Below are 12365 nucleotides of genomic sequence, written 5' to 3'. Positions count from 1 at the left end.
AGCGTGCAACCCATCATTCAGCCTTTCTTCGATATCAACACCGGCACGATGACGTATGTCGTCTACGCGAAGGCCGGTTCGGCGGCGGCGATCATCGATCCCGTGCTCGACTACGACCCCAAAGCCGCGCGCACGTCGACGCAATCAGCCGATGCGGTCATCGAGTTCGTGCGCGAAGAGCGGCTTGCCGTCGAATGGATTCTGGAGACACATGCGCATGCCGACCATCTTTCGGCGGCGCCGTATCTGAAGCGCATGCTCGGCGGGAAGATCGGCATCGGCGAATCGATACGCGCCGTGCAGGGCGTGTTCAAGAAGATCTTCGATCTCGAGCCGGAGTTTCGGCTCGACGGCTCGCAATTCGATCATCTCTTTGCGGACGGCGAGCGCTTCATGATCGGCGAGCTCGAAGCCACCGCGCTCTTCGTGCCGGGCCACACGCCCGCCGACGTGGCGTATCGGATCGGCGATGCGGTGTTCGTCGGCGACACGCTCTTCATGCCGGACGTCGGGACCGCGCGCTGCGATTTTCCCGGCGGCAGCGCGCGCCGGCTGTATCGATCGATCCAGCGCCTGCTCGCGCTCGATCCGGACACGCGGCTCTTCGTGTGCCACGACTATCCGTCCGACACGCGCGCCCCGCGCTGGCAATCCACGGTGCGCGAGCAGCGTGAGCAGAACATTCACGTCGGGGGCGGCAAGACCGAGGACGAATTCGTGGCGATGCGCGAGGCACGCGACGCGACCCTCGACATGCCGACGCTCATTCTGCCGGCGATCCAGGTGAACATCCGCGCGGGCCACTTTCCTGAAGCGGCCGGCAACGGCACGACGTATCTGAAGATTCCGCTGAACGCTTTTTAGCCTTCAATCCTGCTGCGCGTCATGCCGAGCAGATCGGCCATCGCGCGGCGCGCACCGGTCGAATCGCGCGCGATGATCGCCTCGAACACGGCCGTATGCTCCGCGAGCGACGCGTTGTAGACATCGGCGCGTTTGGCGTTCAGGCGCAACTGGCCTTCCAGCGTGCGCTCGATGAGCGCGCCGAGCGGTATCAGCAATTCGTTGCTGCACGCGGCGAGCACGCACAGATGGAAATCGAGGTCCGCGCGCACCCATTCTTCGACATTCTGTGCGCCGGCCATCGCCTGATGCGCGCGCGTGAGGCGCTCGCGCGTGCGGTCCTCGTGGTTGCCGGCGGCAAGCGCGGCGGCGTACGGCTCGATCATCTCGCGCATTTCCTGGAGCTTTAGCGCGAATTGCAGCGGCGGCGCGACGCGCGAGTACCAGTCGAGCATATCGACGTCGAGCAGATTCCAGGCATCCTTCGCGCGCACGCGCGTGCCGACCTTCGGGCGCGACTCGATCAGCCCTTTCGATGTGAGCGTGCGTAACGCCTCGCGGAGCACCGTGCGGCTCACGCCGAAGCGCTCCATCAATTCCGCTTCGCGCGGCAGAGGCGAACCGGGCGCGAAGTCCCCGCGCAGAATGGCCATGCCCAGTTCATGCGCGACGCGGCCATGTAGATCCCGGTGAATGGTCGTCTCCTTTAGTGTGGGCACGATTATGGGCTATTCGACTGATGTTTCGTAGAACCCGACTTAAATACAATAATACTATTAATATGCCTTGATCGCGGCTTTTTGCTAACATGGATAACCCTTCAGGAGACGCTCAATGAAAATCACGAAGCTCGAAACTTTTATCGTTCCGCCGCGCTGGTGCTTCCTCAAGATCGAGACGGACGAAGGCATCACCGGCTGGGGCGAGCCGGTTGTCGAAGGCCGCGCACATACGGTGGCCGCCGCGGTGGACGAACTCGCCGACTATCTGGTCGGCAAAGACCCGCGTCATATCGAAGACCTGTGGCAGGTGATGTACCGCTCCGGGTTTTATCGCGGCGGTCCTATCGGCATGAGCGCGATCGCGGGCGTCGATCAGGCGTTGTGGGACATTCTCGGCAAGCATCACGGCGTGCCGGTGCACGCGCTGCTCGGCGGCCAGGTGCGCGACAAGATCAAGGTGTATTCATGGATCGGCGGCGACCGTCCGAGCGATGTCGCGAATAACGCGCGCGCGGTGGTAGAACGCGGCTTCAAGGCCGTGAAGATGAACGGCTCGGAAGAGTTGCAGATCATCGATACCTTCGACAAGGTGCAAGGCGTGATCGACAACGTGCACGCGGTGCGCGAGGCCGTCGGTCCGAATGTGGGGATCGGCGTCGACTTTCACGGACGCGTCCACAAGCCGATGGCGAAGGTGCTCGCGAAGGAACTCGATCCGTTCAAGCTGATGTTCATCGAAGAGCCGGTGCTGTCGGAGAACGTCGAGGCGCTGCGCGATATCGTCAGCCAGACGAGCACGCCGATCGCGCTCGGCGAGCGGCTCTACTCGCGCTGGGACTTCAAGCACATTCTGGCGGGCGGTTACGTCGACATCATTCAGCCGGATGCGTCACATGCGGGCGGCCTGACCGAATGCCGCAAGATCGCGACGATGGCTGAAGCCTACGACGTCGCGCTCGCGCTGCATTGCCCGCTCGGGCCGATCGCGCTCGCGACCTGCCTGCAGATCGACGCGGTGAGCTACAACGCGTTCATTCAGGAGCAGAGCCTCGGCATTCACTACAACAAGGGCAACGACCTGCTCGATTACATCAAGAATCCGGAAGTCTTCAAGTATGACGACGGGATGGTTTCGATCCCGCAGGGACCGGGGCTCGGCATCGAGGTGAACGAGGAGAAGGTGCGAGAGATGGCGAAGGTCGGGCATCGCTGGCGCAATCCGGTTTGGCGTCATGCGGACGGCAGCGTCGCGGAGTGGTGATGCTTAGCGCCGAAGCCTTGCCTTCACGGCACCGCGTAATGCGTTGCTGATGAGCAGGGCTTCGGCTTTCTGCAAGTCATCCATCGTCAGCGTGCGTTCGGCGGCACCGAGTTCTTCGATGAGCACCGCGCGCATCACGCCTGGCAACACGCCGGCGTCGACGGGCGGCGTCCACCACTTTCCGTCGAGCTGCACGAAGACGCTCGAACGGCCGCCTTCGGTCAACTCGCCGCGTTCGTTGAAGAACAGCATGTCGAACGCGCCTTCGGCTTCGGCGGCTTTCCATGCGCGATCGTAGTCGGCGCGGCGTGTCGTCTTGTGACGCAGCAGCGGATCGCCGGACGATTGTGGTGCGAAGCCGCGATCGGACGCGAGCAACACTTCCACCGTATCCGATGGCAACGGCGCCAGCGGCGCGCTCGTGATCGTGATGCGTCCGTTCTTGTCCAGCGCGATACGCATACGATACGGCGTGCCGGCGTCGAATTGCGCGCACTGCTTCTCGACTTGAGCCGCGAGCGCGCGCTCGTCGAAAGCAAAGCCGAGATAGGCGGCGCTTGCCTGCAGTCGCGCGGCGTGGCGCGCGTAGTAGCGAATGCCTTCGTCGCGCGTCGCATAGGTCGTCTCGAAGAGTTCGAAGCCAGGGTCCGCGCCGGTCAGGAAGCGTGCTTTCAACAGACACTCCTCGTATTCGTCTGCCGCGACGCTATCGAGCACGATGCCCGCGCCGATGCCGAGCACGCCGCGTTTGCCCGCGGCATCGACGACGAGTGTGCGAATCGCCACCGACAGACAAAAATCGCCGCTCGCATCCAGCCAGCCGATTGCGCCCGTATAGAGGCCGCGCGGCGAGCTCTCGATTTCGTCGATCAGTTGCATCGTCCGATACTTCGGCGCGCCGGTGATCGAACCGCATGGAAAAAGCGCGCGCACGATGCCGGCGAACGACGTGCCGGGAATCACGCGCGCTTCGATCGTCGAGGTCATCTGCCACACCGACGCATAAGGCTCGACCGCGAACAGCACGGGCACATGCACCGAACCCGTGACCGCCACGCGCGACATGTCGTTGCGCAGCAGATCGACGATCATTACGTTCTCGGCGCGATTCTTCGGATCACGGCGCAGCGCTTCGGGATCGGTGTCGCGCGGCGCGGTGCCTTTCATCGGCCGGGCGCGCAGCAGATCGCCCTGCTTCTCGACGAATAATTCCGGGGAGCACGACACCACCGACCTGCCATCGGGCAACGCAATCAGCGCGCCGTAATGCACGGCCTGCCGCTCGCGCAAACGCCGGTACAGCGCGAGCGGCGTGCCGAACACGTCGAAGTGCAGACGGAAGGTGTAGTTGATCTGATATGACTCGCCCGCGCGCAACGCATCCTGTACAGCGGCGATCGACGCATCGAACTCATCGCGCGTGACGCTCGATTCGAGGCCCGCGATGCCTGCCGTCAGGTCATCGCCTTCCGAGGCGAGCCAGGCGTCGACCTCATCGCGCGAAAGACGCGCGCACTCGCGGAACATGAGCACGCGCAGCGCATGATCGTCGCCGCGTCCGATGCTGCCGAACTGGAGATTGCGTCCGAACTCGTAATCCGCGACGACGACCGCATGGAGGCCGCATTGCAAGTCGCGTTCGATGTCGCCGCAGACCGCGTCGAGCTCACGCGCATCCGCGCACGCGCGTTCGTGCGCGAAGTCCGTGTACAAACGACTCGACCGCCTTTCGGCGGTCGCATCGCAATCGTCGAGCAGCGCGAACACCGCGCTGCGCTCTTCGGTTTTCATCGTCATGCTCGCACGACGTTTAACGCGTTCAACCGCATCAATCGAAGAAGCTCTTCACACGGTCGAACCAGCTTTTGCTTTGCGGACTATGCCGCGCGCCGCCCTGCTCCAGCGACTTCTCGAACTGCTTCAGCAGATCACGCTGCTGTTCCGTGAGCTTGACCGGCGTTTCCACCTGCACATGCACATAGAGATCGCCGGCGATGCTCGAACGCAAGCCCTTGATACCCTTGCCGCGCAGACGGAACGTCTTGCCGGACTGCGTGCCTTCCGGCACCGTGAAGCTCGCGCGACCCGCCAGCGTGGGCACTTCGATCTCGCCGCCCAATGCCGCCGTCGTGAACGGAATCGGCATCTGGCAATGGAGGTCGTCGCCGTCGCGTTCGAACACGGTGTGCTGCTTGATGTGGATTTCCACGTACAAGTCGCCGGCCGGTCCGCCGTTGATACCCGGCTCGCCGTTGCCCGCCGAGCGGATGCGCATGCCGTCGTCGATGCCCGCCGGAATCTTCACTTCCAGCGTCTTCGTTTCCTTCACCTTGCCCGCGCCGTGGCAATTGGCGCACGGATCGGGAATGTAGCTGCCGCTGCCGTGGCACTTCGGGCATGTCTGCTGGATGCTGAAAAATCCCTGCGACATGCGCACCTGGCCCTGGCCATGACAGGTCGGGCAGGTTTCCGGCTTGGTGCCCGGTTTCGCGCCCGAGCCGTGACATACGTTGCAGTTCACCCAGCTCGGTACGCGGATCTGCGTGTCGTAGCCGTGCGCCGCCTGCTCCAGCGTGATCTCCATGCTGTAGCGCAAGTCCGCGCCGCGATACACCTGCGGGCCGCCTCGGCCGCCGCGAGCAGCACCGCCGGCCGCCTGTCCGAAGATGTCGCCGAAGATATCGCCGAAGGCATCGGCGAAACCGCCGAATCCCTGTGCGCCCGCACCCGCCATGTTCGGATCGACGCCCGCGTGGCCGTACTGATCGTACGCGGCCCGCTTCTGCTGGTCGGAGAGCATTTCGTAGGCTTCCTTCGCCTCCTTGAAATTCTCTTCCGCCTTCTTGTTGTCCGGATTGCGGTCAGGGTGATACTTCATCGCGAGCTTGCGATACGCCTTCTTGATCTCGTCGTCGCTCGCGTTTTTCGCGACGCCCAGAACGTCGTAGTAATCCCGTTTCGCCATGTCGGTTCGATGCCGCCGCGCTTACCCGCGACGGTTCCTGTCAGATGCTGCGAGTCCGTTGCTTCGACTCGCGCGTAAAACTTCGCGCGCCTCGCCTAAATCAAGACGCCTCTGAAAAAACAACGTGCCCGGAGAGCCGTGAGGCTCGCCAGGCGCGTTACACGTAAGACGCGTCACGCGTCCCGGTGATGCCACCGAAAAGCGCGTGAGCGTTGCCACTCGCGCGCCCTCACGGCTTAGTCCTTCTTCACTTCCTTGAAGTCGGCATCGACGACATCGTCGTGATGCTGGCTCGCGCCCGCATCCGCCGAAGCGCCCGCGCCCGCGGCACCCGCCGCCGCGCTCGCCGCGCCCTGCTGCGCCTGCATGTCGGCGTACATCTTTTCGCCGAGCTTCTGCGAGGCTTGCGCCAGCGCCTCGACCTTCGCTTCGATCGTGGCCTTGTCGCTCGAACTGCTCTTCAGCGCGTCTTCGAGGTCCTTCAGCGCCGCTTCGATCTTTTCCTTTTCCGAAGCGTCGACCTTGTCGCCATACTCGGCAACGGCCTTCTTCGTGCTGTGGACCAGCGCGTCACCCTGGTTGCGGGCATCGGCCAGCTCGCGCAGCTTGTGATCTTCCTCGGCGTTGGCTTCGGCGTCCTTCACCATCTTGTCGATTTCCGCGTCCGTCAGACCCGAGTTCGCCTTGATGGTGATCTTGTTTTCCTTGCCCGTCGCCTTGTCCTTCGCGCCCACGTGCAGAATGCCGTTCGCGTCGATGTCGAAGGTCACTTCGATCTGCGGCACGCCGCGCGGTGCGGGCGGAATGCCCTCGAGGTTGAACTCGCCGAGCAGCTTGTTGCCCACGGCCATTTCGCGCTCGCCCTGGAACACCTTGATAGTCACGGCGCCCTGGTTGTCGTCGGCCGTCGAATACACTTGTGAGTGCTTCGTCGGGATCGTCGTATTCTTGTTGATCATCTTCGTCATCACGCCGCCGAGCGTCTCGATGCCAAGCGACAGAGGCGTCACGTCGAGCAGCAGAACGTCCTTGCGGTCGCCCGACAGAACCTGACCTTGGATCGCGGCGCCCACGGCCACCGCTTCGTCCGGGTTCACGTCACGGCGCGGGTCCTTGCCGAAGAACTCCTTGACCTTTTCCTGCACCTTCGGCATGCGCGTCATGCCGCCGACGAGAATCACGTCGTCGATGTCGCCAACCTTCACGCCCGCATCCTTGATCGCGATGCGGCACGGTTCGATCGTACGCTCGATCAGCTCTTCGACGAGCGCTTCGAGCTTCGCGCGGGTGAACTTGAGGTTCAAGTGCTTCGGACCCGACGCGTCGGCCGTGATGTAAGGCAGGTTGATGTCGGTCTGCGCCGTCGACGACAGCTCGATCTTCGCCTTTTCAGCGGCTTCTTTCAGGCGCTGCAGCGCGAGCACGTCCTTCGACAGATCGACGCCCTGCTCTTTCTTGAACTCGCCGATGATGTAATCGATGATGCGCTGGTCGAAGTCTTCACCGCCGAGGAACGTGTCGCCGTTCGTCGACAGCACTTCGAACTGCATTTCGCCGTCCACGTCCGCAATTTCGATGATCGAGATATCGAACGTGCCGCCGCCGAGGTCGAACACCGCGATCTTGCGGTCACCCTTTTCAGCCTTGTCGAGACCGAACGCGAGCGCGGCTGCCGTCGGCTCGTTGATGATGCGCTTCACTTCCAGACCGGCGATGCGGCCCGCATCCTTCGTTGCCTGACGCTGGCTGTCGTTGAAGTACGCCGGCACCGTGATGACAGCTTCCGTGACCGGCTCGCCGAGGTAATCCTCAGCGGTCTTCTTCATCTTGCGCAGGACTTCGGCGGAAACCTGCGACGGCGCGAGGTTTTTCCCGTGCGCTTCGACCCATGCGTCGCCGTTGTCGTGCTTGACGATCTTGTAGGGCATCAGGTTGATGTCCTTCTGCACTTCCTTCTCGTCGAAGCGGCGGCCGATCAGGCGCTTGACCGCATACAGCGTGTTCTTCGGATTGGTGACCGACTGGCGCTTGGCAGGCGCGCCGACGAGAATCTCGTTGTCATCCATGTAAGCGATGATCGACGGCGTGGTGCGCGCGCCTTCCGAGTTCTCGATGACCTTGACCTGGTTCCCTTCCATCAGCGCCACGCACGAGTTCGTGGTGCCGAGGTCGATGCCGATGATTTTGCCCATTTTTTATACTCTCCTAGCTTTGATCGCAGTGGCGTTGCGGCGGCGGTGTGTCGTGCCTGACGCCGGCTTTTGCCGATTTACCGGGCCGAACGCCCAAAATTCATACCTGTACGCAAGATAAGAGCGTCAGTTTCGATTTCAAGACCCTGAACGCGATGCGGTCTATAACTTTTTTTGCGCGGCGCCGATCTTCTCACGGGCCGCCTTGACTGCCGTTTCGAACTGAGCGAGTCCATGCCAGCCGGTCACCCGGCCGAGCCGTTTGCCCCAATGAAAGAAGAACCAGGTCGGCACGCCGTGCAGCATGAACCGCCGGCTGAGTTCGCGATGCGCGTACACGTTGCTATGGAACCATTTCAGGCCGAGCGAGCGGATCGCATCGGGCTTCGAGAGCATCGCTTTTTCGGCGATCTCGCAATTGAAGCAGTCGCGGCCCCAGAAGAACACCACGGCCAGCTCGTCGCCCGCCGATGCAAGACCGGCGTCGAAACCGGCTTCATCGAGCGCCTGCATGTCGAGGACCGCGAAAGCGGCCGAATCGACGAGCACGCTGGCCATGATCGCTCCGGATGCGTTATTTCGGCGCGGCGACGGTCACGAGCGCCGGACGCAGCACGCGATCGGCGATCACATAGCCCTTCTGAAGCACCGTCACGACGGTGTTCGGATCCTGCTCGGCCGGAACCATCGAAATGGCCTGATGACGATGCGGATCGAATTTCTCGCCGACAGGATTCAACGCGATGACGCGGCCTTTCTCCAAGGCGCCCGTCAGCTGACGCAGCGTCAGTTCGACACCTTCGCGAACCTTGGCGAGGTCCGAGGATTGATCCGAAAGCGCCGCTTCGAGACTGTCAAGCACGGGCAACAAGTTTTCCGCGAAATTTTCGATGGCAAATTTATGCGCCTTCGCGACATCTTCCTGGCTGCGGCGGCGCACGTTTTCCGTCTCGGCCTTGGCGCGCAGGAAATCTTCCTTCAGCGCCGCGATGGTCGCCTGCGCCTCGGCCAACGCCGCCTCGGCCTCGTTCGGCGCCGTTTGCGGCGCGGCGGCCGCGTCTGCCGGGGCGGCCTGAGCCGTGCTGGTCGTGTCTGCGGCCTGGCGCGCGTTATCGTCGGCGGGCGTGGGGTTCTGGCTCGCTGAATTTTCTTGCGTGTTTTCCATGTCGCTCAATATGAATTGCTGTTGAGTTGAATCGGCTGCGAAAGCGGCGAACAGAGTTGAGATCGCGTCTTTCGCACTAGCGCCGGAAATTGGGGCGTCGAACGCATTTTCAAGCTTTAAAGGCGAATTTTTGCGACTAGTTTCCGGCCCTCGATGGCACGAAATGGCCTGTAACCCACGCTTCGCCGCACCGCGCAATTTAGAGATTGAGGGAAAGCCCTGACTGGCCTACACTTCAACGAAGCACTGCAGACGCACGTTTACCCTAATCCTACGTATTGCTACAAACCGCTTTCAGCCCTTGCCCGTTTCCTGAACCGGCCGCTTTTTGACCGGGCAACCCGTTCTGCGGGGTACCATGAAACTGACCTTTGCTATTGCGGTGGTCGCCCTGGTACTCGTCGCGGGAACGACCACCATTTGCATGTCCGGCGTCGTGACCGACCGTAACACCGAGTACGGCGGCGTTCACGCGACCATCGAAAGCTACTTCAATCCGAACGAGAAAATTTGTCGATGATCCGCCGGTCTCGTTTGGTTGGCCTGCCCTGCATGCCGGCTGCGGGTTCGCGGAACGTCTTGCGACGCTCGGCCTCGGCCATGCGCTTCGCCCGGCCGTCCTCGGTCTCGGCGTAGAGCATTCGCGCGACCGTCGCCGGGCCGCGCACGTCGCACAACCCGAGTACTTCGACCTGCCAGACGAGCCCCTCGATGTCGATCTCGACGATATCGCCGACGCGCACATCCTTCGACGGCTTTACATTCGCCCCGCCGACCTTCACGCGGCCCTTCTCCACCGCATCGCTCGCAAGCGAACGCGTTTTGTAGAAACGCGCCGCCCAAAGCCACTTATCGATGCGCAAACGCGCGCCAGGTTCCGTCGAAATTTTGTGATTCATCGGTGAATGCTTGAAAAGCCTTGTTCAGGCCACCGCGGTGAGCGGCTGCACGGACTGTACGGGCCATCCCTGCAGATGCTGCGCGGCAATCTCGCCGAGCGCCTTGATCCACGCGGAAGCCGAGTTCAGACAGGGAATCCGGTGGAAATGCCTGCCGCCAGCCTTCAGGAATTCGTCACGCACCTCGATGCCGATTTCCTCGATCGTTTCGAGGCAATCCGCCGTGAAGCCGGGACAGAACACGTCCACGCGCGCGACGCCGCCTGCGCCGAGCTCCATGACCGTCGGCGCAGTGTACGGCTGAAGCCACTCCGCGCGGCCGAAGCGCGACTGGAACGTCACGCGACACTCCACCGGCGTGAGCCCAAGTGCGGACGCGAGCAGCGAGCCGGTCAACTGGCATTGGTCGTGATACGGATCGCCGAGATCCATCGTGCGCTTCGGCACGCCGTGGAAGCTCAGGACGAGCTTGTCGCCCGCGGCGAAATCCGGCTGGCCGTGATGCCGCCAGTAGTCGCGCACCTGCTCCGCAAGCGCGGCGATGTATGCCGGATGATCCGCGTAGTGGCGGATCGTGCGGATTTCCGGCTGATTGCGCACGCGCTTGAGCGCGGTAAATGCATCGTCGAACGCGGTGGCTGTCGTGGACGATGAGTATTGCGGATACATCGGCAAGAGAAGGATGCGATCGGCGCCTTCGAGCTTCAGCTGATTCAGCATTGCGCCGATGCCGGGCGAACCGTAGCGCATCGCATAGTCGACGATCACGTGATAGTCGTTCGCCGCGAACAGCCGCCGCAGGCCCTCGACCTGCTTTTCCGTATGAACGCGCAGCGGCGAGCCTTCGGGCATCCATACTTGAGCGTATTTCTTCGCCGACGCGCGTCCGCGAAACGGCAGGATCAGCCCGCGCAGAATGACCTGCCACACGATCGAGGGTATTTCGACGACGCGCGGATCGGAAAGGAATTGCGCCAGATACTTGCGCACCGCCCGCGGCGTGGGCGCGTCCGGGGTGCCGAGATTGATCAGCAGCACCGCGACGCGATGGGAAGCGCTGGGCTGCGAGGGCAACTCGAGGTCGAAACGCATAGGGCAAGCGGGCCGGAAGGGACGTCGAAAAGGTGAAGACCATTATAGCGGCGGGTCCACGAGCGCATCATTGGCCGAACGGCCTAGTGGCGCAGCCTTGCGTGCCGCGCCAAGATGGCGCTACTGGTGGCTGAGCGACATCGAGAGCAGGCGCGCGGTGATGTCCACGATCGGAATCACGCGGTTGTAGGCCATGCGTGTCGGGCCGATCACGCCGAGCGTGCCGACGATCTTCCCGTTGACCTCGTACGGCGCCGTCACGACGCTCATTTCCTCGATCGGCACGAGATTCGACTCGCCGCCGATGAAAATCTGCACGCCTTGCGCGTGGCTCGAAACATCCAGCAATTGCAGGAGGCTCGTCTTTTGGTCGAACAAATCGAAAAGCTTGCGCAGCCGCGCCATGTCGGACGAAAGGTCCGCCACTTCGAGCAGGTTGCGCTCGCCGGAAATGAGCACGGTGTCCGTGGGATCCGTCTCGGCGGTGCTCGCGACCACGGCCGCCTGCATGAGCGCGGTCATGTCGCCGCGCAACTGATCGATTTCCTCGCGCAGGCGCCGGCGCACTTCGTCGAAGGACAGGCCCGCGAAATGCGCGTTGATGTAATTGGAGGCTTCGACGAGCTGCGACGGCGAGTAGTCGCGCTGCGTCGCCATCATGCGGTTCTGGACATCGCCCTCGGGCGTCACGATGATGAGCAGAATACGCTTGTCGGACAGCCGCATGAACTCGATCTGCTTGAACATGTGGCTGCGGCGCGGCGTGAGCACGACGCCCGCGAACGACGACAGATTGGACAGCACGCTCGCCGCCGCGGCGACGATTTTCTGCGGCTCCTCGCCCTGCAGCCGGGTCTTGACCGCGGTGGTCATGGCTTCGTCTTGCGGCGCTTCTACAGTCAGCATCGTATCGACGAAGAGCCGGTAGCCGCGCGGCGTGGGAATACGTCCCGCCGACGTATGCGGGCTCGCGACGAGGCCGAGCTCCTCGAGATCCGACATCACGTTGCGGATCGTCGCGGGACTCAGTTCGAGACCGGAATGGCGTGATAGCGTGCGCGAACCGACCGGCTGACCTTCGGCGATATAGCGCTCGATCAACGTCTTGAGGAGGGTTTGTGCACGTGGGTCTAGCATGGGGAAATTTTAGCTCAACGAGTCGGGGGGCGGCGAGCCGCGCCGCGTGCGCTGCGTTCAACGTCCGCTCCATTCTAGCGAGAAACGAC

The 12365-nt window shown here is 62.7% G+C and carries 12 protein-coding genes; 3 read left to right on the top strand and 9 right to left on the bottom strand.

From position 1 onward, the window contains the following. The first annotated feature begins 3 nt into the window (after nucleotides 1-3). Nucleotides 4-864, top strand: a complete 861-nt coding sequence (locus NCT32_RS02045; RefSeq protein WP_061117762.1) for an MBL fold metallo-hydrolase — start codon at nucleotides 4-6, stop codon at nucleotides 862-864. On the opposite strand, the gene NCT32_RS02040 is transcribed toward NCT32_RS02045, so the two are convergent. Beyond that, nucleotides 861-1496, bottom strand: coding sequence for a FadR/GntR family transcriptional regulator (locus tag NCT32_RS02040; RefSeq protein WP_409219251.1), 636 nt, complete (start codon nucleotides 1494-1496; stop codon nucleotides 861-863). The genes NCT32_RS02045 and NCT32_RS02040 overlap by 4 nt on opposite strands. A 181-nt stretch (nucleotides 1497-1677) precedes the next feature. Between NCT32_RS02040 and dgoD the strand changes: the two genes are divergently transcribed. After that, a complete protein-coding gene (gene dgoD, locus NCT32_RS02035) occupies nucleotides 1678-2826 on the top strand; it encodes a galactonate dehydratase (protein WP_061117764.1) in 1149 nt (382 codons plus the stop codon). A gap of 3 nt (nucleotides 2827-2829) precedes the next feature. Here dgoD and pabB read toward each other — a convergent pair whose 3' ends face one another. The 5 genes from pabB to grpE form a co-directional block, all read right to left on the bottom strand. Further along, entirely contained in the window at nucleotides 2830-4617 is a 1788-nt protein-coding gene (pabB, locus tag NCT32_RS02030; protein WP_061117883.1) for an aminodeoxychorismate synthase component I, read from the bottom strand. 37 nt (nucleotides 4618-4654) lie between these two features. After that, nucleotides 4655-5791 carry a molecular chaperone DnaJ gene (dnaJ, locus tag NCT32_RS02025; RefSeq protein WP_061117765.1) on the bottom strand — a complete coding sequence of 379 codons (1137 nt, stop codon included), beginning with the start codon at nucleotides 5789-5791 and terminating at the stop codon, nucleotides 4655-4657. A gap of 236 nt (nucleotides 5792-6027) precedes the next feature. After that, nucleotides 6028-7983 carry a molecular chaperone DnaK gene (dnaK, locus tag NCT32_RS02020; RefSeq protein WP_061117766.1) on the bottom strand — a complete coding sequence of 652 codons (1956 nt, stop codon included), beginning with the start codon at nucleotides 7981-7983 and terminating at the stop codon, nucleotides 6028-6030. A gap of 162 nt (nucleotides 7984-8145) precedes the next feature. Beyond that, nucleotides 8146-8541 carry a thioredoxin family protein gene (locus NCT32_RS02015; RefSeq protein ID WP_250489865.1) on the bottom strand — a complete coding sequence of 132 codons (396 nt, stop codon included), beginning with the start codon at nucleotides 8539-8541 and terminating at the stop codon, nucleotides 8146-8148. A 16-nt stretch (nucleotides 8542-8557) separates the two neighbouring features. Next, nucleotides 8558-9148 carry a nucleotide exchange factor GrpE gene (gene grpE, locus NCT32_RS02010; RefSeq protein WP_061117768.1) on the bottom strand — a complete coding sequence of 197 codons (591 nt, stop codon included), beginning with the start codon at nucleotides 9146-9148 and terminating at the stop codon, nucleotides 8558-8560. Between the two features lie 358 nt (nucleotides 9149-9506). Here grpE and NCT32_RS02005 point away from each other — a divergent pair, with 358 nt between their 5' ends. Next, nucleotides 9507-9668: a hypothetical protein gene (locus tag NCT32_RS02005; RefSeq protein WP_181291003.1), complete on the top strand. Its 162-nt coding sequence runs from the start codon at nucleotides 9507-9509 to the stop codon at nucleotides 9666-9668. Here the strand turns inward: NCT32_RS02005 and NCT32_RS02000 are convergent. The 3 genes from NCT32_RS02000 to hrcA form a co-directional block, all read right to left on the bottom strand. Further along, nucleotides 9640-10047, bottom strand: coding sequence for an RNA-binding S4 domain-containing protein (locus NCT32_RS02000; protein ID WP_061117769.1), 408 nt, complete (start codon nucleotides 10045-10047; stop codon nucleotides 9640-9642). The genes NCT32_RS02005 and NCT32_RS02000 overlap by 29 nt on opposite strands. 24 nt (nucleotides 10048-10071) lie before the next feature. Continuing rightward, nucleotides 10072-11139 carry a ferrochelatase gene (hemH, locus tag NCT32_RS01995; protein ID WP_250476315.1) on the bottom strand — a complete coding sequence of 356 codons (1068 nt, stop codon included), beginning with the start codon at nucleotides 11137-11139 and terminating at the stop codon, nucleotides 10072-10074. Nucleotides 11140-11259: 120 nt separating this feature from the next. Beyond that, nucleotides 11260-12276 carry a heat-inducible transcriptional repressor HrcA gene (gene hrcA / locus NCT32_RS01990; RefSeq protein ID WP_061117771.1) on the bottom strand — a complete coding sequence of 339 codons (1017 nt, stop codon included), beginning with the start codon at nucleotides 12274-12276 and terminating at the stop codon, nucleotides 11260-11262. Nucleotides 12277-12365 lie beyond the last annotated feature (89 nt).

The organism is Caballeronia sp. INML2, from assembly GCF_023631365.1.
GTDB lineage: Bacteria > Pseudomonadota > Gammaproteobacteria > Burkholderiales > Burkholderiaceae > Caballeronia > Caballeronia turbans.
This window is presented reverse-complemented; position numbering and strand designations above follow the sequence as displayed.

Excerpts from the sequence above, each read along its gene's own strand:
- NCT32_RS02040 (WP_409219251.1), bottom strand. The coding sequence starts at position 1,496 with ATGGCCATTCTGCGCGGGGACTTCGCGCCCGGTTCGCCTCTGCCGCGC.
- dgoD (WP_061117764.1), top strand. The coding sequence starts at position 1,678 with ATGAAAATCACGAAGCTCGAAACTTTTATCGTTCCGCCGCGCTGGTGC.
- pabB (WP_061117883.1), bottom strand. The coding sequence starts at position 4,617 with ATGAAAACCGAAGAGCGCAGCGCGGTGTTCGCGCTGCTCGACGATTGC.
- dnaJ (WP_061117765.1), bottom strand. The coding sequence starts at position 5,791 with ATGGCGAAACGGGATTACTACGACGTTCTGGGCGTCGCGAAAAACGCG.
- dnaK (WP_061117766.1), bottom strand. The coding sequence starts at position 7,983 with ATGGGCAAAATCATCGGCATCGACCTCGGCACCACGAACTCGTGCGTG.
- NCT32_RS02015 (WP_250489865.1), bottom strand. The coding sequence starts at position 8,541 with ATGGCCAGCGTGCTCGTCGATTCGGCCGCTTTCGCGGTCCTCGACATG.
- grpE (WP_061117768.1), bottom strand. The coding sequence starts at position 9,148 with ATGGAAAACACGCAAGAAAATTCAGCGAGCCAGAACCCCACGCCCGCC.
- NCT32_RS02005 (WP_181291003.1), top strand. The coding sequence starts at position 9,507 with ATGAAACTGACCTTTGCTATTGCGGTGGTCGCCCTGGTACTCGTCGCG.
- NCT32_RS02000 (WP_061117769.1), bottom strand. The coding sequence starts at position 10,047 with ATGAATCACAAAATTTCGACGGAACCTGGCGCGCGTTTGCGCATCGAT.
- hemH (WP_250476315.1), bottom strand. The coding sequence starts at position 11,139 with ATGCGTTTCGACCTCGAGTTGCCCTCGCAGCCCAGCGCTTCCCATCGC.
- hrcA (WP_061117771.1), bottom strand. The coding sequence starts at position 12,276 with ATGCTAGACCCACGTGCACAAACCCTCCTCAAGACGTTGATCGAGCGC.